18 protein-coding genes are annotated in these 21015 nt (G+C 39.6%); 13 read left to right on the top strand and 5 right to left on the bottom strand.

Annotated elements, in window-relative coordinates; genetic code table 11:
* Window positions 1–36 precede the first annotated feature (36 nt).
* Both trxA and Q0H92_RS07305 read right to left on the bottom strand, forming a co-directional pair.
* The gene (gene trxA, locus Q0H92_RS07310; RefSeq protein WP_365920973.1) at window positions 37–348 is read right to left on the bottom strand and encodes a thioredoxin; all 312 of its coding nucleotides are present in this window, start codon (window positions 346–348) and stop codon (window positions 37–39) included.
* Between the two features lie 11 nt (window positions 349–359).
* Window positions 360–557, bottom strand: a complete 198-nt coding sequence (locus tag Q0H92_RS07305) for a ferredoxin thioredoxin reductase catalytic beta chain (RefSeq protein ID WP_288984750.1) — start codon at window positions 555–557, stop codon at window positions 360–362.
* A 253-nt stretch (window positions 558–810) separates the two neighbouring features.
* Between Q0H92_RS07305 and Q0H92_RS07300 the strand changes: the two genes are divergently transcribed.
* Both Q0H92_RS07300 and Q0H92_RS07295 read left to right on the top strand, forming a co-directional pair.
* Window positions 811–2883, top strand: a complete 2073-nt coding sequence (locus Q0H92_RS07300) for an FAD-dependent oxidoreductase (protein ID WP_296013404.1) — start codon at window positions 811–813, stop codon at window positions 2881–2883.
* The gene (locus tag Q0H92_RS07295) at window positions 2883–3899 is read left to right on the top strand and encodes a Gx transporter family protein (RefSeq protein WP_296013402.1); all 1017 of its coding nucleotides are present in this window, start codon (window positions 2883–2885) and stop codon (window positions 3897–3899) included. The genes Q0H92_RS07300 and Q0H92_RS07295 overlap by 1 nt, the downstream gene beginning before the upstream one ends.
* On the opposite strand, the gene Q0H92_RS07290 is transcribed toward Q0H92_RS07295, so the two are convergent.
* Window positions 3896–5029: a Xaa-Pro peptidase family protein gene (locus Q0H92_RS07290; RefSeq protein WP_296013400.1), complete on the bottom strand. Its 1134-nt coding sequence runs from the start codon at window positions 5027–5029 to the stop codon at window positions 3896–3898. The two genes, Q0H92_RS07295 and Q0H92_RS07290, sit on opposite strands and share 4 nt — an antisense overlap.
* 17 nt (window positions 5030–5046) lie before the next feature.
* Window positions 5047–6657, bottom strand: a complete 1611-nt coding sequence (murJ, locus tag Q0H92_RS07285) for a murein biosynthesis integral membrane protein MurJ (protein WP_296013398.1) — start codon at window positions 6655–6657, stop codon at window positions 5047–5049.
* Between the two features lie 82 nt (window positions 6658–6739).
* Between murJ and Q0H92_RS07280 the strand changes: the two genes are divergently transcribed.
* From Q0H92_RS07280 to Q0H92_RS07265, 4 genes are all read left to right on the top strand, one after another.
* Complete coding sequence (locus Q0H92_RS07280) at window positions 6740–8470, top strand: adenylate/guanylate cyclase domain-containing protein (RefSeq protein ID WP_296013396.1); 1731 nt, start codon at window positions 6740–6742, stop codon at window positions 8468–8470.
* On the top strand, window positions 8449–9948 hold the full coding sequence (locus Q0H92_RS07275; protein ID WP_296013395.1) for a hypothetical protein: 1500 nt from the start codon (window positions 8449–8451) through the stop codon (window positions 9946–9948). Before Q0H92_RS07280 ends, Q0H92_RS07275 begins: the two co-directional genes overlap by 22 nt.
* A gap of 93 nt (window positions 9949–10041) precedes the next feature.
* Window positions 10042–10851: a pseudouridine synthase gene (locus Q0H92_RS07270; protein WP_296013393.1), complete on the top strand. Its 810-nt coding sequence runs from the start codon at window positions 10042–10044 to the stop codon at window positions 10849–10851.
* A complete protein-coding gene (locus tag Q0H92_RS07265; protein ID WP_296013391.1) occupies window positions 10844–12523 on the top strand; it encodes a formate--tetrahydrofolate ligase in 1680 nt (559 codons plus the stop codon). The genes Q0H92_RS07270 and Q0H92_RS07265 overlap by 8 nt, the downstream gene beginning before the upstream one ends.
* A 52-nt stretch (window positions 12524–12575) precedes the next feature.
* On the opposite strand, the gene thrH is transcribed toward Q0H92_RS07265, so the two are convergent.
* Complete coding sequence (gene thrH, locus Q0H92_RS07260) at window positions 12576–13181, bottom strand: bifunctional phosphoserine phosphatase/homoserine phosphotransferase ThrH (RefSeq protein WP_294014038.1); 606 nt, start codon at window positions 13179–13181, stop codon at window positions 12576–12578.
* Between the two features lie 107 nt (window positions 13182–13288).
* Between thrH and cimA the strand changes: the two genes are divergently transcribed.
* The 7 genes from cimA (at window position 13289) to Q0H92_RS07225 (ending at window position 21015) form a co-directional block, all read left to right on the top strand.
* Window positions 13289–14890: a citramalate synthase gene (cimA, locus tag Q0H92_RS07255; protein ID WP_296013389.1), complete on the top strand. Its 1602-nt coding sequence runs from the start codon at window positions 13289–13291 to the stop codon at window positions 14888–14890.
* Between the two features lie 97 nt (window positions 14891–14987).
* Entirely contained in the window at window positions 14988–16073 is a 1086-nt protein-coding gene (gene leuB / locus Q0H92_RS07250) for a 3-isopropylmalate dehydrogenase (protein WP_296013388.1), read from the top strand.
* 230 nt (window positions 16074–16303) lie between these two features.
* The gene (locus Q0H92_RS07245; protein WP_296013386.1) at window positions 16304–18424 is read left to right on the top strand and encodes a response regulator; all 2121 of its coding nucleotides are present in this window, start codon (window positions 16304–16306) and stop codon (window positions 18422–18424) included.
* Between the two features lie 159 nt (window positions 18425–18583).
* On the top strand, window positions 18584–19852 hold the full coding sequence (locus tag Q0H92_RS07240) for a diaminopimelate decarboxylase (RefSeq protein ID WP_296013384.1): 1269 nt from the start codon (window positions 18584–18586) through the stop codon (window positions 19850–19852).
* 38 nt (window positions 19853–19890) lie between these two features.
* The gene (locus tag Q0H92_RS07235; protein ID WP_296013382.1) at window positions 19891–20304 is read left to right on the top strand and encodes a bacteriohemerythrin; all 414 of its coding nucleotides are present in this window, start codon (window positions 19891–19893) and stop codon (window positions 20302–20304) included.
* 217 nt (window positions 20305–20521) lie between these two features.
* Window positions 20522–20731 carry a FeoA family protein gene (locus Q0H92_RS07230; RefSeq protein ID WP_295795719.1) on the top strand — a complete coding sequence of 70 codons (210 nt, stop codon included), beginning with the start codon at window positions 20522–20524 and terminating at the stop codon, window positions 20729–20731.
* Window positions 20732–20793: 62 nt separating this feature from the next.
* Window positions 20794–21015: a ferrous iron transport protein A gene (locus Q0H92_RS07225; RefSeq protein ID WP_294014023.1), complete on the top strand. Its 222-nt coding sequence runs from the start codon at window positions 20794–20796 to the stop codon at window positions 21013–21015.

Below are 21015 nucleotides of genomic sequence, written 5' to 3'. Positions count from 1 at the left end.
CTAAATGATGAAAAATCTTTAGGCGGATTTTAAATGCTATTCTATGAATTTTAGAATTTCATCTTTTGGCTGATAACCGACGCTGGTTTTTACTGCTTTGCCATTTTTGAAAAGCACAAGCATCGGAATGCTTACAACTCCAAATTGCGTTGCGAGCGCAGGTTCTTCATCAACATTTACTTTTCCGACTTTTAAGGTTTCTGATTTTTCCGCCGCGATTTCTTCAATTACAGGAGACAGCATTCTGCAAGGACCGCACCAAGTAGCCCAAAAGTCAACAAGAACCGGCTTGCTTGAATTTAAAACTTCTTCTTTGAAATTTGATTCAGTGATTTTTACTTCCATAATTTCCTCCAAAATTATTTTGATTTATAATAAAGCATGCAATGGCAAAATCCTTCAAAGTCAGGATCTTTTATCTGGTCTCTGAATTCCTTGCACATACATTTTGTGTCTGGAGTTTTTTCAACTCTGCACGGACAGTAGCCGCCTTTTTGCTTTAAGCCTTCTTTTACAGTTTGCGCGATTTCAGAATTTGGATTTTCAGTTATTTTCATTTTTCCTCCAAAAAAATTGAATGAATCTCTTTAAAATTCTGGTGCATTTTTCTGTCATAATAAAAGATACAAAATGTTTTTGCGTAAGACAAGTTGATTCGGAATGCCGCTTGTAAAATGTGTTTCTTCCATTTAAGTTTGAAATTTGGTATACTTGGCGCATTTAGAAAATTGAAGATTCGGGCTTTTGAGTTTTTGTTTTGCGCTGAAAAATTTTGCTTTAAAAACTTCCCGCTTTTTAAATAGAGGAACTATGGCTTTTTATGATTCATTCGATGTAGCAGTTTGCGGCGGAGGTCATGCCGGAATTGAAGCTTCCCTTGCTTGCGCCAGAATGGGATTAAAGACAATTTTAATTACGCAGTCAATTGACTCAATTGGAAGAATGAGCTGCAATCCTTCAATCGGAGGAATTGCAAAAGGAAATATTGTCCGGGAAATTGATGCGCTTGGCGGAGAAATGGGAAAGCTGATTGACCGCTCGATGATTCAATTTAGAATGCTGAACAAAAGCCGCGGTCCTGCAGTTCAGGCTCCTCGTTCACAAGCAGACAAAATTGTTTATTCATCTCTTGCGCGTCATGTTGTGGAAACTACGGAAAATCTTTCAACTTTGATGGATACTGTTGTTGATGTTTTGACTGTAGCCTCGGATGTGCCGTTGCCAAAAGACAGCTCTGGTTCTATGGAAGCAGGTTCGATTCCCGGAGAAAAACGTTCAGGCTCTTCATACGCTTTTGCAACACAAGCTTGTCGCAGCGGAATGAGACAAAAAATTATCGGCGTTGTTACGGAGCGTGGAAGAATTATTCCTTGCCGTGCCGCAGTTCTTACGACGGGAACTTTTTTGGGCGGAAGAATTTTTATCGGTGAATACGATGCTCCTTGCGGACGTTTAGGCGAGACTGGCGCATTTGGCTTGACTGAAAGTTTGAGCCGCCTTGGGTTTACAACAGGCAGACTTAAGACAGGAACTCCTCCGCGGATTTTAAAGCACACAGTTGATTTTTCAAAATTTGAGCTTCAAGAAGGCGACAAGGAAATTGTTCCGTTCAGTTTTGATGATGAAAAAATTGAACGTCCGATTGTGCCGTGCCATTTGGTTTATACAAATGAAGAAACTCATAAAATAATCAGAGAAAATATAAACCGCTCGCCATTGTACTCTGGAAAAATCAGCGGAGTTGGTCCTCGCTATTGTCCGAGCATTGAAGATAAAGTCATGCGTTTTGCTGAACGGAACAGGCATCAGCTTTTTGTTGAGCCGGAAGGACTTGAAACTGACGAGATTTATCTGAACGGATTAAGTTCCAGTTTGCCAGAAGAAGTTCAGGATGCTTTTTTGAGAACTATGCCCGGATTTGAAAACTGCGTTGTAAGCCGCCCGGGGTATGCTGTTGAATATGACTATGTTGAGCCGACGCAGCTTTTTCCTTCTCTTGAAACAAAGCGAGTTGCCGGTCTTTTTAATGCCGGACAAATCAACGGAACTTCAGGCTATGAAGAAGCGGCAGGGCAGGGACTTGTTGCTGGAATAAATGCCGCTCTTTATGCAAGGGAACACAAAAAATTGTGCGGACCGATTTGCGCTCCAGACTCATCATTCGGCTCTTCTCCTGCAAGTTCTGAACCGGGAAAATTTATGCCCAAGCCAGTTTTCAATTCTGATGAACTTAAAAATTTTGCTGAAATTTCCGCGAAAGAAACGGAAGCCTTGTCCAAGAAATTGAAGGAAACACAAAAAGAATTCGGCTTTGATTCGTTTGAAAAAATTCCGTCTTATGAGCCGCTTGTTCTTGGACGCGACGAGGCTTACATCGGCGTGCTTATTGACGACCTTGTTACGCTTGGAACAAAAGAGCCTTACAGAATGTTTACTGCGCGCGCTGAATACAGGCTGAAACTTAGACATGACACAGCTGACAGACGTTTGCGGAAAAAAGGATTTGATGCAGGACTTATTTCAAAAGCGCAGTTTGAACAGATGAATTTGAAATATCAGAAAGTTGACGAAGCGCTTGAATTTTTGAGCAAGCATCCAGATGCTGAAAATCCGGGAACTTTCAACAGCCTTGAATGGACTTTGGCGCAAGAAGATTTTAAGTATCGCTATTATATTGAAAAGCAGGATTCCAGAGTTGCAAAAATGCATCGCATGGAAAACGCAAGAATTCCCGCTGATTTTGATTATTCAAAAATTGTCGCATTGTCTTCTGAAAGCCGCGCGAAACTTGAAAAAATCCGGCCGCTTACTTTGGGACAGGCTTCAAGAATAAGCGGAATCAGAAACAGCGACATAATGCTTTTGATGGTTTATCTTCGCTGATGGAAAAAATCGACTGGAACAAAATTGCTTTTTTTTCTGCTCTCTGTTTTTTTCTTTCTGCTGTGGAATATGCAGTTCCAAAGCCTCTGCCTTTTTTTAAAATTGGATTTGCAAATCTTCCAGTTTTGATAAGCCTTTCAGTGCTGAAAAAAAAAGAAACTCTGCTTCTTGTTTTCTTAAAAATTTTTTTGCAGGCAGTTATAAGCGGAACTTTGTTTTCTTACGTTTTTATTTTTTCTTTTGCAGGTTCTGTTGCTTCCGGACTTTCCATGATGCTTGTATATTTTATTTTCAGAAACAAAATTTCTTTTGTTGGACTTTCTGTTTGCGGCGGACTTGCAAATAATATTGCGCAGATTTTTTTAGCCGGCGTTTTTATGTTTGGCTCGAATGTGAAATTTATTGCTCCTCCAATGCTTTGTGTTTCGTTTTGCACTTCGCTAGCTCTGGGAATTTTTGCAGAAAGCTTTTGCAGAAAATCAGTTTGGTTTAATGAACTTGTTCTTGAAACTCCAGTGAAAATCGGCTCGGCATTTTCAGAAAGCGAAAAATTGAATTTTTTTAATATTTTTATTTCTGCAATTGGTTTTGCAATTTTGATTTTTAGAAATTCAGTTTTTGAAATTTATTTTGTTGTTGTGCTTTTTGCTGTTTTAGTTTTTATAAAAAAAAGAAAATTAAAAATTCTTCCGTCTGTTCTTTTGATTTTTTTTGTTGTTCTTTTTTCATTGTTTTCTCCGCATGGAAAAATTTTATTTACTTTTGGAAACTTGAATATAACTTTGGGGGCTTTGATTTTAGGACTTGTAAAGGGCGGGCGACTTTGCGGTTTTGTTTTTGTGTCGCAGTTTTTAATTTTAAAAAACATTTTTTTTCCCGGCAGAGTAGGAAAGTTTTTTTCTAATATTATGTCTTGTTTTTCAAAACTGTCAGAGATAAAAATCCGGCTGACAAAAGAAAATTTTATTTCTCAAATTGACAGCCGGCTTTGCAAAGTTTGGCAGAATGAAATTTAAATTCTAAAAATTTCTGAGTGCGTTAAAACTTCATTGCCAGTTTCTGTTATTAGAATGTCATTTTCAAGACGAGTTCCGCCAAGATTTTTATCATAAAGTCCAGGCTCAAGTGTTATGATATTTCCAACTTTGAAAACATCATTTTTGTTTGCTCTCATGCTTACAAATGGCTCTTCGTGAATTTCAAGGCCTGTTCCGTGTCCAAGTCCGTGCGGCATAGTTCTGTTTATTTTTGCAAAAATTTCATCGGCCTTTTTTACTGCGCGGGAAATTTTTTCGTTAGGCATATAAAGTTTTTTGCATTCATCCGCGGCTTCTTGCACGGAATTTAAAAGCTGTTCTTGTTCTTTTGAAAGCGGCCCTTTTGCAATTGTGATTGTGCAGTCGCTTGCGTAGCCTTCATAGCAAACTCCGTAGTCCAAAATTGACAAGCCCTGCGTTCCCCAGGTTCCTTGCGTGTATCCCGGAAAAGCGTGGATTGCAAAACTTCGATCTGGACCTGCGGCAAGTGTGTCAAAACTTGTGCGTTCTGCGCCTTTTATTCTTAGCTCGTGTTCTGCAAAAAGCGCGACATCAGTTTCAGTTTTTATTTTTCCTTGGCGCAAATTTCCCACAATGATTTTTGTCATTTCATCTGTGATTGCGGCGGCTTTTTTTGTGCATTCAATTTCATAGTTGTCTTTTACGGCGCGAAGTGATTTTACAAAGTCGTGTGCAGAATTTTCTTCAGCGCAGATTTTAAAGTTTTCAAGTTTTTCTGAATATTTTTTAAACTGAATGTATGGAGTTTCTGGAGAAATGCAGACTTTTGATTTTTTTTCAGAAATGGCTGAAGTCAAAATTTCTTTTGCGGCATTTATGTAGCTTCTTTTAAATTTTTCAGAAGGAATTATTTCATCTGCAAACGCTTTGTCTTTTGCTAAATTTTCATCCCACGGAATTAAAAAAGATTTTCCATTATCCAAAATAATTAAAGATGCATCGCTTGGATGTCCGCAAAGATAACGCACGGCAACATCTCTTCTCTGTTCAGAATCTTCAAAGATTGCCGCCTTGATATTGTTTTGCTTTAAATATTCGCTGACTTTTTTCCGCCTGTTTTCATAAATTTGCTTTAAATTAAAATTCATTTTCTTCCCCTGAAATTTTATTTTCGTCTTGAAATTTTTTCAAATGCTGTTTTTAAAAGTGAATCTTTTGAAATAAAAAGGAGCGCAAGTCCTATTGCTCCAAAAATTGCCGCAGTTATAAAAATAGGAATTCCTTGTGAAATGATTCTTGGATTTCCGCTGAAAAATTTAATGAAATAATTTTTTGTCAAAACGACAGGAACAATTGCAATTACAGAAAATGCCGCGATTTTTATTGCGTATAAAACTGCAAGCTTTAAAATGTTTCCAACGTGAATTGATTTTGTTTTTCTTAAAAAAATAAAAAGCATCAATGTGTTTGCCGCGCTTGCAATCGTGAGAGCCAGCGCAATTCCTTTTCCTTTGAATTTAATTGAAAGAATTGAAGCCAGCGCAATGTTCACGGCGAAATTTATAAGTCCTGCGATTGTGGGGCTTTTTGTGTTTTGCTGAGCGTAAAATGCCGGGGAAACAATTCTGTTTACGGCAATAAAAAAAAGTCCCGCGATGTGAAAGTTAAAAACTTCAACTGTCATCTTGGTTGATTCGGAATTGAATTTTCCGCCCGCAAAAATCAGCGTGATAATATTTTCGCCCATTGCAAGTGAATAAAAAGTTACAGGAATTGCAATCAACGCCATGATTTTTATTGACTGAATCAAAAGCGAGTTGAAGTTTTCCCACAGATTTTTTTTTGCAAAACCAGTCAAATCCGGGAGAATTACAGTTCCGATTGTTACAGCGCAAATTCCCAAAATCAATTCCTGAAGCCTGAGCGAATATTGAAGGCTTGAAACGATTCCTTCTCCTGCGCGCGCCGCCAGTGCCGAGGACACAATGTCGTTTATCTGGTAGCCCGCCATTCCGATTATCGTCGGACCAATCAGCGCAAAAACTTTTTTGCTTCCTTCATTTGAAAATGCTTTTTTTAAATTTACAAAAGTTATTTTCCAGTTGTTTTTTAAAACGAACGGAAACTGAAAAAGCGCTTGGATTGTTCCGCCTGAAATTACGCCGATTGCCATTGCTCTTGCAGGATTTGCCGTGAAGCGCGAAAGAACGAATGTTGATAAAATTACGATTATATTGAAAAGAATCGGAGTGAATCCTGACGGCGAAAATATTTTTAGTCCGTTTAAAATTCCCTGAAAAAATGCCGCTACGGAAATTACAAAAAGATACGGAAACATTATCCTTGTCAAAACAACAGCTTCTTCCATTGAATTTTTGTCAGCGTAAAAAATCCGCAGAATGAACGGCGCAAAAATAATTCCGGCGATTACAAAAAGCGATGTCAAGAAAACAACCAGCGTAAAAGTCGCGCTTATAAAATCCTGCGTTTTTTGTTTTCCTTCCGAAGTTCCGCATTCTTCAAGATGATTTTTAAAAGTCGGAATGAACGCCACGGAAATTGAATTTTCAGCAAAAAGCCTTCGGAAAAGATTCGGAATCATAAAAGCGATTCCAAATGCGTCTGAAAAAGCTGAAGTTCCTAAAAAACGTGCCTTTGTCATTTCCCTTAAAAGTCCAAGAACTCTTGAAACCAAGGTAAGCATTGAAAGTGAAATTCCTTTTGCTAAAAGTGAATTTTGCGCATTTTTTTCTTTATTTTTTTGAGAAGTAGACATATAATATATAGAATAATCCGCTTGATAAAATAAAGCAATCGCTAAAGGATTATTTTTAAAGGAGAGCAACGGGAGGAAAATTTTGAAGACTGGAAAACGTCATTTAAAGTTTTTTCAATATGTTGGCGACACTCCGATTGTTCCTACAAAATTGAAAATAATTATTTTCTTTGTGGCAATGCTTTTGCTTTCCACTTTTTCAACAAATCTTGTTGCGATTATGCTTTCACAAAGAAAAACAATTCAGCTTTCAAATATTGTGCTTGTTGACAAACTCACGGAACTTTACAATGTTGCAAACAGCCAGAAGCAAATTGAAGCTTATTCGCAGGACACACAGACTTCAATTGATTCAATCACTCAAAGCGCGAAAAACGGATTTGCAAAAGATGAAAAAAACAGCGTTGCGCTCGGCGTGAATCCAGACGGCTCTCTTTTATTTTTTGCGACTCCAAATGAAGAACTAAAATGGGAACGCTTTACAGACAAAGACTGCATCGAGATGATGGAAAATTCAGAAACACACGAAGGTTCTGTTTCTTTTATTTCTCCTGAAGGAGATGAATATTTTGGAGTTTACAAATATCATCCGGACTGGCTCACTTATATAATCCGTGCGAACCGCCGTTCCGACACAAACCGCGCGATGTATCAGGTTTTGTGGATTACAGTTGTGCTTGTTCTTATAATGTCAGCGTTTTTCATTCTTATGGGAACAAAAATTCTTGACGGACTTCTTTCAAATATCAATAAATTTTCAACACAGCTTTACAAAATGCAGCAGGACAAAAAACTTAATCTCATTGATATTTCAGAATCGCCGAACGATGACATCACTTATCTTGCCGCAAACTTCAATTCGCTTTCTTCAACGATAACAAATCTTCTTCAGATTTTCCAAAAGTTTGTTCCGGAAAATGTTGTGCGTAAGGCGCATGAGGAGCAGTTCATCCGTTTGGAAGGAAGCCAGCGCGAGCTTACAATTCTTTTCAGCGACATAAAAAGCTTCACTTACCGAACTGAAGTTTTGGGAAACGACATCATTGGTCTTTTGAATGTTCATTATGATTCGGTTATCAGAAAAGTCAGCGATAACAATGGAATTATCGGATCGATTATTGGAGATGCGATTCTTGCAAGCTACGGAATTGAAGAGCACGTTGAAACAAACAAATCTTATGACGCAATAAAAACCGCATGGGAAATCACTGCCGTCACTTCGGAACTTAGAAAGAAAATGTCAGACCGCCGCGCTGTCCTTGAAAAAGAACGTCCGCTTACAGAAAGCGAGGAACGCGTTTATCAGGCTGTAATGCTTGATGTCGGAGTTGGAATTGACGGTGGAAATGTTTTCTACGGAAACATCGGTTCTTCAAAGCGAATGGCAAACACTGTAATTGGCGACAATGTAAACTCGGCTTCAAGATTGGAAGGTCTTACAAGAATTTACAAAGTTCCAGTGATTGTAAGTTCGTATATTATGGAAGAAACTCTTCGCGACAATGAAGCTGCTTCACGCTATAAATTTTACGAAATTGATACGGTTCAAGTCAAAGGAAAAACTGAAGGCGTGAAAATTTATTTCCCGCTTGACAAGGAATGTTCTCTTGAAGAATGGAAGTTTGAAGATCTTGACGAGAAATTTAAAATTTTCGAATACGGACTAAAAGCTTATTATGACGGCGACTGGAAAACTGCAAGAGCTGAGTTTAAAAAATCAGGCTTGGATGTTGCAAAAGTTTTCCTTGAAAGAATCGGAATGAAATCTTCACCAGAAGACTGGAGTGGAATATGGACAATGACAACAAAATAAATTCAATGGTTCCTGCGGCTGTAAATGTTCACAAGGAAGTTGCGCTTCTTCTTGAAAATGAGCTCAACAGAATTGCAATGGACAACAAGCAGGATTCTTTCAGCATAGAAGATGAATTTTCAAAGACAAAGAAAAACAGCTTTTCGTTTATGTGGCAAAATATGTGGCTTAGGCTTCTTATTTGTTTTGGAGTTGTTTTTGCGATTACAGTTTTTCTTGTGCTTTTTGTTTCAAATTCAAACAGAGAAATAAAAGTTGAAGTGAGCGAATTTAAAAGCTTGAATCTTACTAGCTTGCTGAACAAAGTAAATGACATTGACCAAAAAATCCACGAGATTGAAAATGCAAAAAAAGCGATTGAAGAGCAGCGCAATGCGGAAATCGAGCGAATCGAAGGAATCCGTGCAGCCGCGTTAAAATCACTTGCCGCGTTGAATATTAAAAATAAAACCCGTCGGCTTCAGCAGGAACAGCAGATTGAGCAGACTTACAAAGCTGATTTGGCTTCCGTGGAAAAATACAACAAGTTCATTGCGAATTACAACGAAGATTTGAAAATGTACACGGAACAGCGGAATGAATTTGATGCTACAAGAGTTCAGGAAGCTGAAAAGCAAAAGGCGATTATAAACAGCGAGCGTTTTTTGCATGAAAAGGAAAAGGAAAAAATTATCAATGAATATGAAGCGCGCCTTGAGGATTCAAGAAATCTTTTAAAGCAGACTCAGGCTGAAGATTTAAAGCGGCAGGAAGAGCTTCTTGCGTTTACAATCAATCAGTATGATCCGCCGATTCCAAAAGACAACGCAGATGCAAAGACTCTTGTAAAAGTTGCGGAAAATTTCAGTGATGAATACACAGGTCCGGTTTACGAGGATATTGAAATTCCTGTTTCCGAAGATGCGTCCGAAGACTTCAAAGATGTGTTTGAAATTCAAAGAGACTTGTACGATTCAATTGAAAAAATTTCAGAACTTTTGGAACAGCTTCCATTTAAAGATGAAAATTTGGTTGCTTCATTTGTGCGCTCGATAAAGCGTTATGCTTACACTGCCGGAAATCAAATTTCAATTGCAAGCGTTTCTGAAGTCAACAGGCTCATTGCGGAAAAAACTTCCGTGGAAAATAATTATGAACGCGTTTCTTCAGATTACAATGAATTTCTTGAAGCGATTTGTTCAGAGCCTTTTGGAAAAAGTACAGCTGACGGAATTATTGCAAAGCAAGGCGATTTTTCTGACACAGAAATTTACATTGCCGAATTCAGCCGTGATATTTTCACTAATCCTGAATACCGAGATTTTATTTTCCCTTGTTCACTTTGGCGCGGAAAAGACAAAATTGCGCTTGGCGAAATTTCTTTGAACGATGACGGAAATTATGTTTTGTCAAATCTTGCTTTTGGCGGCGGACTGAAAATAAAAACTGGCGACAGAATTATTTTTGAAGAGCCTGTGAATCCAAAAGCTAAAAAATAACCGAAAGTAAAATTTTATTTCTTTTGCAGTGCGGCGGCATTTTTTGTTGCTTGCGCTGCATTGTTTTTTTAGTTAAAAAATTAGGTTGAAAAAATGTCTGATTTAAAAAACACAGAACGCCTTGATAAAATTCTTTCAAACAATGGAATTGGAACGCGCCGGGATGTAAAGCGACTTATAAGAAGCGGAAAAATTTCTGTAAATGGAATTGTTGTAAGAGAGCCGGAATTTCATGCTGACGGAAGTTCTGACGAAATTCTTGTGGATGGAAAAATTCTTGCCGTTGAACAGAATGCGTATTTTATGATGAACAAGGCAAGCGGCGCGGTTTGCTCCACAAAATCCGACAGACGAAAAACTGTTTTTGAATATATTTCACCAGAAGACAACAGAAAATATCCGGGCGGAAATCTTAGTACAGTCGGAAGGCTTGACGCAGATACAGAAGGACTTCTTGTCATTACGAGCGACGGAAATTTAATTCACCGAGTTACATTTCCAAAGTATGAAGTTCCAAAGACATATCTTGTTTATTTGCGTGATTCAGTTGATGATTTGGAAAAACTCAGTTACGAAAAAAAACTTGCCTGTGGAGTTCACATTGAAGCGGAAGGAAAAGACGGAGAAGCTGATTGCCGTCCTGCCGTAATTGAATGGAAAGAAAAAAATCAGTATTATACCAAGACTAGCGAAAATCCTTCAGAAGTTTGCTGCCTTACTGTTACGGAAGGAAAATTCCACGAAGTAAAGCGGATTTTCAAAGCTCTTGGAAACGAAGTTGTTTACTTAAAAAGAATAAGAATCAACAATCTTTTTCTGGACGAAACTTTGGAGGAAGGAAGCTACAGACCGCTCACAAAGGAAGAGATAAGACTTTTAGACGTAGAGGAAAAAAATGACTGACATTGAAATTGCCCAGAAAAATGTAATGGAGCCAGTTGAAAAAATCGCGGAAAAAATTGGAATTGACCGGGAATCTTTGGAGCTTTACGGAAACTACAAAGCAAAAATTTCCTTTGAAAAACTCAATGCCTTGCAGAAAAAAGCGCTTGACTCTTCTTCCCGTGGAAAACTTATTTTGGTTACTGCGATGACTCCGACTGCTGCCGGCGAAGGAAAATCAACTGTAACAATTGCGCTTGGAGATGGTCTTAGAAAAATCGGAAAAAAATCTGTAATTGCTTTGCGCGAGCCTTCGCTTGGTCCTTGCTTTGGAATAAAAGGCGGAGCTTGCGGCGGCGGATATGCGCAGGTTGTTCCAATGGAAGACATCAATCTTCATTTTACCGGCGACATTCATGCAATCACTGCCGCAAACAATCTTATGGCGGCTCTTATTGACAATCATATTCAGCAGGGAAATCCTTTGAACATTGATCCTCGCACAATTTCTTGGAAAAGATGTGTGGACTTGAATGACCGTTCACTAAGAAATGTGATTGTCGGACTTGGCGGAAAAATCGATGGCGTTCCGCGTGAAAGCCATTTTCAGATTTCAGTTGCAAGCGAAATAATGGCGATTGTCTGCCTGTCAAAAACAATTTCAGAATTGAAAGAACGCATTTCAAAAATCACAATCGGCGCAGACTACAACAAGAATCCTGTTACATTCGGAAGCCTCGGCTGCACTGGAGCTGTCGCCGCGCTTTTAAAAGATGCAATCCGCCCGAACTTGGTTCAGACACTTGAAAAAAATCCTGCGTTTATACATGGCGGACCTTTTGCGAACATTGCCCACGGATGCAATTCAATTAACGCCACACTTTGCGCGCTTGCTCTTGGAGATTATGTTGTTACCGAAGCTGGCTTTGCCGCCGACCTTGGAGCTGAAAAATTCTTTGACATAAAATGCCGCATGAACGGACTTGCTCCAAATGCCGCTGTGATTGTTGCAACAGTGCGCGCTCTAAAAATGCACGGCGGAGTTGCAAAGGCGGAGCTTGCCGCGGAAAATATTCCGGCTGTTGAAATCGGATTTGCAAATCTCAAGACTCACATTGAAAACATGAAAAAATTCGGAGTGCCTGTCGCAGTTGCAATCAATAAATTTATTACAGACACTGATTCAGAAATTGCGCTTGTGCAGAAACTTTGCGCGGAAAACGGATGCAGCGCCGTAGTTTGTGAAGGCTGGGAAAAAGGCGGAGATGGGGCTGCTGACCTTGCGCATAAAGTTGTTGAGCTTTGTGATTCTCCTTGCGAATTCAAAAATATTTATCCGCTTGATATTTCTCTTAAAGAAAAAATTGAAATTCTTGCAAAGGAAATTTACAGGGCTTCTTCTGTTGAATTTGAAGGAAAGGCTTTGAAAAAACTCAAGCAGTTTGAAGAGCAGGGATTCGGTTCGCTTCCAATCTGCATGGCAAAAACCCAGAATTCAATAAGCCACGACAAATCTTTACAGGGCGCGCCAAAAGATTATGTGTTCCCAATTCGCGATGTTCAGCTTTATTCTGGAGCAGGATTTGTGGTTGCGTTTGCAGGCGACATTGTTGATATGCCGGGACTTCCGAAAACTCCTGCCGCGCTGAATATAGATGTTGATGACAACGGGATAATTTCAGGACTGTTCTAACAAAAAAAAGCATACTTTGGAAAAATCCAGAGTATGCTTTTTGCAAAAATTATTATTTCTTCAGCTGGGCTTTTATTGCGTCAAGAAGCTCGCTGTATTCTTCAAATGCCGGAAGCTCTGGATTTTCCGACTTTATTTTGTCTGTGCTTTTAAATAAAAATCCCGCCTTGCTTGCCTTAATCATTCCAAGGTCGTTGTAGCTGTCCCCGGAAGCGATTGTGTCGTATCCGATTGACTGAAGAGCTTTTACTGTTGTCAGCTTGGAATTTTCGATGCGCATTTTAAATCCTGTGATTTCCCCGGAATCAGAAACTTCAAGCGAGTTGCAGAAAATTGTAGGCTGTCCGAGTTTTTTCATCAGCGGAGAAGCGAACTGCGTGAATGTGTCGCTGATTATTATTGTCTGGCAAATTGATCTAAGCTCGTCAAGAAATTCTTTTGCGCCCGGAAGCGGATCTATTTTTTCAATTACTTCCTGAATTTCCTTAAGCCCAAGCTTGTGCTCCTTTAGAATTCCAATTCTCCAGTTCATGAGTTTGTTGTAGTCAGGCTCGTCGCGTGTTGTGCGTGTAAGTTCTGGAATTCCAGAAGCCTTTGCAAATGCAATCCAAATTTCAGGAACAAGAACGCCCTCTAGGTCTAAGCATGTAATGTACATATTTTTCTCCGAATAAAATTTGCTTTAGTTTATCAGAATCGGAATCATTGTGCAATTTTCAAAAAGAACGCTATTAAAAAAAAATTATTTCTGATATATTTTCCGCTATGGAAGAAAGAAAGATTGAAATACTTGATTCTACTTTGCGCGACGGTTCGCAGGGAGAAGGAATAAGCTATTCTGTTCAGGATAAAATTCACATTGTGCAGGCTTTAGATGACTTGGGCATAAAATACATTGAAGCTGGAAACCCCGGCTCGAATCCAAAGGACATGGAATTCTTTAAGCGTGCAAAAAGCCTTAAACTGAAAAATTCGCAGATTGTCGCATTTGGCTCAACAAGAAGAAAAGATTCTTCATGCGCAGAAGATGCCAACTTGCAAAGCCTTCTTTCTGCGGAAACAGAAACCGTTGTTATCTTCGGAAAGACTTGGGATTTTCAGGCTACGGAAATTCTTCACGCTTCCCTTGAAGAAAATCTTGAAATGATAAGGGACACTTGCGCATATTTAAAGCAGCGCGGACGCAATGTTATTTTTGACGCCGAGCATTTTTTTACAGGATTCAAGGCGAACAAGGATTACGCTTTAAAGGCTTTGGGTGCGGCGATTGAAGGCGGAGCAAGCGTTCTTTCACTTTGCGAGACAAAAGGCGGCGCAATGATTGAAGAGTGCCGCGAAGGTGTTCGTGCCGCTGTTGAAAAATTCGGAGCGGGCGCAGTGATTGGAATTCACACTCACAATGATTCAGGGCTTGCCGTTGCGAATTCTCTTGTTGCAGTTGAAGCCGGCGCAACTCATGTTCAGGGTGTTCTTCTTGGATTCGGCGAGCGTACTGGAAACGCAAATCTTTCTACGATTATTTCAAACCTTCAGCTTAAAATGAACTGCAAGTGCATTCCAGAGGAAAACATAAAACAGCTTACTCCAATCTGCAAGCGCGTTGCGGAAATTACAAACATAACGCTTGACCCAGGGCTTCCGTATGTGGGGCAGAATGCTTTTGCGCACAAGGCCGGAATGCACATCGATGCGGTTTTAAAAAATCCGTTTGCGTATGAGCACATTGAACCTGAGTCAGTTGGAAATTCCCGCGTGTTCCTTATGAGCGAAGTTGCCGGAAGAAGCATGGTTATTGAAAAAATCAGAAAGTTTGATTCGTCGATTACAAAGTCAAGCCCGGTTGTTTCAGAAATCATGGCGAAGGTAAAAGAGCTTGAGCATCAGGGCTACCAGTTTGAAGGCGCAGACGGAAGCTTTGAGCTTTTGGTCCGCAAGTCGATTGGAAAATATCAGCCGTTCTTTAAATTGCGCTACTATAAAACTTCCGACGAGTCTCCGCTTATTGAAGAAGGACTTTATTCTTTTGCCCAGCTTAAAATTGAAGTTGACGGCCATGAAGAAATTGCAGCCGGCGAAGGAAACGGTCCTGTTAATGCTCTTGACTTTGCGTTGCGTACTGCGCTCAAGTCGTTTTATCCGAGCGTGCAGGATATTCATCTTACAGATTATAAAGTCCGCGTTCTCGACGGAAAATCAGCTACAGCCGCAAGTGTCCGTGTTCTGATTGAATCTACGGACGGAACTGACAGCTGGACGACAATCGGTGTGAGCTGCGACGTTATTGAAGCTTCCTGGCTTGCCTTGGTTGACTCTTTTGAATACAAACTGATTAAGGACATTGAAAAAAAATACCACAAATTCATTTAATGTCCTTTACATAAATGTTGCTTTGGAGTATTTTATAAATACTTTATAAACTTTAGTATTAATAAAGTCCACTTTGATTTTTTATAGGAGCCTGATTATGGAAAAAAATATTGCTTTGATTCCCGGAGACGGAATTGGTCCTGATGTTGTTGCAGAAGCTGTAAATGTCTTGAACGCAGTCGCTTCAAAATTTGGACATAAATTTAATTATGAAACTGTTACAGCAGGCGGATGCGCAATCGACAAGTTCGGAAAGCCGTTGCCGCAGGAAGAGCTTGACAAGTGCCTTAAAAGTGATGCAGTTCTTCTTGGAGCTGTAGGCGGTCCAAAGTGGGACAATCTTCCGTCTGAGCTTCGTCCTGAAAAAGCGTTGCTTGGTCTTCGCGGCGGAATGAAAGTTTTTGCAAATCTTCGTCCGGCTGTAATGTGGAAGCAGCTTAAAGATGCCTGTCCTTTAAAAGATGAAATTGTCGGCGACGGACTTAACATTCTTATTGTCCGCGAGCTGATTTCTGGAATTTACTTTGGAGACAGAGGAACTGCCGCTGACGGAAAATCCGCCTGGGACACAGAAAAGTATACTTGGAGCGAAATTGAGCGCATCGTCCGCATGGGATTTGAATTCGCACAGAAACGCCAGAAGCGTCTTTGCGTAGTTGACAAGGCAAACATTTTGAATTCAAGCCAGCTCTGGAGAAAAGTTACAGAATCTGTAAAAGGCGACTATCCTGATGTTGCTCTTTCTTACCTTTATATTGACAATGCTTCTATGCAGCTTGTCCGCAATCCGCGCCAGTTCGATGTAATTGCAACAAGCAATATGTTCGGCGACATTCTTTCCGACGAAGCAAGCCAGATTACAGGCTCAATCGGAATGCTTGCTTCAGCTTCTTTGGGCGACGGAGGTCCTGGACTTTACGAGCCGATTCACGGTTCAGCTCCTGACATTGCCGGAAAAAATCTTGCAAATCCTCTTGCAACAATTCTTTCTGCTGCTATGCTTTTGCGTTACAGCTTTGGACTTGAAAAAGAAGCCAAGGTTATTGAAGATGCCGTTAACTCCGTTCTTGATGAAGGCTACAGAACAGGCGACATTGCCGGAAGCCATTTTGAAGAGCTTAAGTCTTCTGGAAAACTTGTCGGCACAAAAGAAATGGGGCAGCTTGTTGTAGAGCGCATTTAGTTTTGTTTTTGCTGTCATTATCAAGGATGTTTCTTTGTCATTGCCGGACTTGTTCCGGCAATCTTGTATATAAATGTACATTGAATTTCCGCATCAACTGTGGAAATGACAGTAAAAATTTCAATAGATTATCGGGTCAAACCCGATAATGACGTTAAATTATAAAGTTCTAAATTCTGCTTTTTTGTTTTTATTTGTATTTTCTTTCATTTGGGATTACAATTAAGAAAATGCAAAATATTTCTATTTTTTCAGACGACAAGGAACATGAATTTTCCCAGATAAAAAAAAGTGTTAGCGGCTACATTTTGGATAGCGGCGATACAAGAACAAATCAGTACAAAAAGGCAATTGCTGCCGACGCAATGATTCTTTATGAATTCAATCTTTCAAAAGATTTGATTGTAGGAAATCCTGTGCAAAGAATGAGCGACCGGATTGTTCAGCTTAAGCCTGCGATGGGACTTCCTGAAAACTGCTCTTACACTGATTTTATTGATGCGCTTTGCTGGGACTTGTCGGACGAAGAAAAAAAACGTTTCCTTGAAAAGATGAATGTCTATTGCCTCTTGGATTCGTTTATAATGGAAAAATATGAAATTCAGTTTGATTCAAGCAGATCTGGCTACAACGGCGAATCTTTCTGGACGCGTACAACAATAATTCTTACAAAAGATGAAAACTCAGGCGACATAATGGGACTTGCCGTTGTAAAAAATATTACGAGCGGCTACCGTCAAAAAGAAGAAAAACTTTATCAGCTGGAAATCATTAACGCGCTTACAATTGAATACAGCAATGTTTTTATGATAAACGTGATGTCTGGAATAATCCGCATTGTAAGAATCAACGACAGAGTAAGTTCTTTTTACAACGAATCTTTGGAAGGTCTTCCTTATGATGACGTTCTTGATTTTTACGCCAGCGTTTCAGTTTATGAAGATGACCGCGACATGATTAGGCGGGCTTTTTCGCGTGAAAATGTTTTAAAGCAGCTTTCCAAACGTGAAAGTTATTACGTAAATTTCCGCTCGTATATAAACAACAAAATTTCCTACATGAAGCTTACTGTTGTTAGAATTGGAAACATCCGCGAGACTGGAAATGTTCTTATGGGCTTTATGAATGTTGACACGGAAACTGAACATGAAATGAAGCAGCGGAAAGCGTTGCAGGAAGCGTTGTCCATGGCGGAACTTGCAAGCCACGCAAAGTCGCGTTTTCTTTCCAACATGAGCCACGACATCAGAACTCCGATGAACGCAATTATCGGCTACACTTCGCTTGCGGAAAAACACATCGGAAATCCAGAGCTTATAAAATCAGACCTTGCGCGCATAAAGACAAGCTCAAGCTATTTGCTTTGCCTTATAAATGATGTGCTTGATATGTCCCGAATTGAAAGCGGAAAAATAAAAATAAAACTCACAGCGAATACAATTGAAGATATTCTTGCGGAAGTTGACAGCGTTATTCAACCGCAGCTTCAGTCTAAAAAACTTAATTATTCAATTTTGCGCCATGGAAACTTAAGCCGTAAAGTTTTTTGCGACAAGCTCAGACTCAAGCAGATTCTTATAAACATTCTCGGAAACTCTGTAAAATACACTGGAGAAAACGGCTCAATAAAATTCACCGCCGCGGAAACTCCTTCTGTTTCAGACGGATATTCTTCGTATCAGTTTAGAATCAAGGACAACGGAATTGGAATGTCGGAAGAATTTCAAAAGAAAGTTTTTAATCCGTTTGAGCGCGATGAAAATATTGAAAACTTTCATGTTCAGGGAACCGGGCTTGGACTTTCAATTTCAAAAAATCTTGTTGAAAAAATGGACGGCTCGATTTTCCTAAAAAGCAAAAAAGATGTCGGAACTGAATTTCTTATATGCTTTGACTTTGAAAATGCCCCGGAAACAGAATCCGGCAAAAAAGAAATTTCATCTTCCGCTGAAAAAAATGTGGACTTGAAAGGAACTAGAATTCTTTTGGTGGAAGACAACAGCCTTAACCGCGATATTGCAAGGGAACTTTTAAAGGGCGCGGGCTTTGTAATTGACGAGGCTGAAAACGGAAAAATTGCGCTGGAAATGCTTTCCGCCAGCCCGGACGGATTTTACAAAGTTGTCCTTATGGATGTGATGATGCCTGTTATGAACGGATACGAGGCTTCTATGAAAATCCGCGAAATGAAAAGCAAGGCAAAGTCTTCTATTCCGATTGTGGCAATGACGGCGAATGCTTTTGAAGAAGACAAGGAGCAGGCTTTGAAATCTGGAATGGATTATTTTGTTTCCAAGCCATTTGACATAAAGTCGCTTCTTTCTCTTTTGTCTGAAATCCTTGCAAAATAATTCTCTTGAAAAAAAAACATAGAAGCAGCTAGATATGTGAATATGCGGCAAGAAAAAGAAAGCGGCAACAGAGCCGTTTTGAGCGTAAAAGGTGGCTTGTCTTCCCTCAAAAAAAGTGTAATAATAGCGTAAAATTATTAGCTTATTTTGGAGGATTTTATGAGTTCAGATTTTCCGTTGAGCCATAGCCAGCTTGTTGAGCTTGCAAAGAAATTTCCGACTCCTTTCTATATTTATGATGAAAAAGCAATCCGCGAAAATGTAAAATATTTTTATAAAGCGTTCAGCATTTTCCCTTCGTTCACGGAATATTTTGCGGTCAAGGCGCTTCCAAATCCTTACATTTTAAAAGTTCTTGAAAGCGAAGGCTGCGGCGGAGACTGTTCTAGCTTGCCGGAACTTATGCTTTGCGAAAAATCTGGAATAACCGGGCAAAGAATAATGTTTACAAGCAACGACACACCTGCACAGGAATTTGTTTATGCGCAGAAACTTGGAGCGATTATAAATCTTGACGACATTACTCACATTGACTTTTTGAAAAATGCTCTCGGCGGAAAACTTCCAGACACAATCTGCTTTAGATACAATCCGGGTCCTTTAAAGGAAGGCGGAAATTCCATAATCGGAAAGCCGGAAGAAGCCAAGTACGGACTTACAAAAGAGCAGATGATTCATGCTTATAAAATTTGCAAGGCGGAAGGCGTAAAGCATTTTGGAATTCACACGATGGTTGCTTCCAACGAGCTGAATCCTGATTTCTTTGTTGACACTGCGCGCATAGTTTTTGAGCTTATTCTTGAAGTGCAGAAAGAATGCGGTGTTAATATTGAATTTGCAGACCTTGGCGGCGGAGTCGGAATTCCTTACAAACCCGGACAGAAAAAAGTTGACCTTGATTATGTGGCAAAAGGAATAAAAGTTCTTTACGATAAAATGATTGTTCCGGCTGGACTTGATCCATTGAAAATTTGCTTTGAATGCGGACGCCCGATTACAGGTCCTTACGGCTGGCTTGTTACAAAGGCAATTCACGAAAAAAATATTTACCGCAATTACATTGGAGTTGACGCGAGCATGGCAGACTTGATGCGCCCCGGAATGTACGGAGCTTACCATGAAGTTACTGTCAGCGGAAAGGAAAATGCTCCTAAAGATTATGTTTACGATGTTTCTGGAAGTTTGTGCGAAAACTGCGACAAGTTTGCGGTTCAGAGGAATCTTCCAAAAATTGAAATAGGAGATCTTTTGATTATCCACGATGCCGGCGCGCACGGAAGAGCGATGGGCTTTAATTACAACGGAAAACTTCGTGCCGGAGAACTTCTTTTGCGTTCAGATGGAACTGTAAAAGAAATCCGCCGCCGTGAAACTGTTGAGGATTATTTTGCTACATTGGATTTTGAAGGACTGAAAAATTTCAGCTGATTTTAGCTTGAATAGATTTGCCATTGGAGGTAAAAAAGATGGTTGAAAAAATTGAATGGAGCGACTCTTATCTTTTGGGAATTCCTGAAATTGACAATCAGCACAAAAAACTGATTCAGATTGCAAATGAACTTTATGCTACGGCTACTGGCACTGATGAAGCTTATGGTCTTAACATGGCGAAGGTTCTGAAAAAGCTTACGGACTACACGGTTTATCATTTTTCAAATGAAGAAGAATTTATGCGCAAGTACGGATATTCAGGCGTTGATATTCACAAGACTGCGCATGACAACTTTATAAATGAAGTTAACCATCAGATTAAGCAGCTTTCTTCCGACCGCAAAGATGACGGCGCAAGGTTCTATTCTTACATGGTTGGCTGGATTTTGAATCACATTGCAAAAGCCGACCGCGTCTGGGCTGCGTTTGTAAAGCCAAAAATTTCATAATCGAATTTTTTTATTTTCCACTTGCAAGACTTCCGGTTTCTTTTGAGGCTGGAAGTTTTTTTTATTTCCGTTAGAAAGGCAAATTCATTTTTCAGCAATTCAGAATTTATTGACATATAATTTTAGTTAGTGTAAGATAACGAAGATTAGGGCAGGTTAATTTTTATTTGTTTTAGGTAATTATTGTTGCTCTTTGTTAACTTGCTAGGAGGTTCTTATGCCATTATTGTTTGCAAATCCTGGAGATGAAGTAAAAATTTCTGGTGTGAATGGAAATCCGCAGGTAAAGCAGCATCTGAATGAGCTTGGATTCAATGTTGGCTCTTTGGTCACAATTGTTCAGAAAGTAAAGACCGGCTTGATTGTAAAAGTCAAGGAAGCCCGCGTTGCATTGGACAGCAGCTTGGCGTCCAAAATAATTGTCTGATTTTCTAAAACTCAAATTAAAATTTAAAGCTTTCTCATTGGCTTTTTATAGGAGTAAAATAAATGGGTACATTGCGTGAAGCACAAGTTGGTTCAACTGTAAAGGTAAAAAAGTTGAACGGTGAAGGCGCTTTAAAAAGACGTCTTATGGACATGGGATTTACAAACGGATGCGAAGTTTATGTTCGCAAAGTCGCACCTCTTGGCGATCCTGTTGAAGTTACAATTCGTGGCTATGAGCTTAGCGTTCGCAAAGATGACGCTGAAAATATTGAGGTAGAATAA

The organism is uncultured Treponema sp. (genome assembly GCF_934725225.1).
In the GTDB taxonomy this organism is placed as follows: Bacteria; Spirochaetota; Spirochaetia; order Treponematales; family Treponemataceae; genus Treponema_D.
The sequence above is the reverse complement of the archived record's forward strand: the minus strand, read 5'-3'. Positions and strand labels throughout refer to the sequence as shown.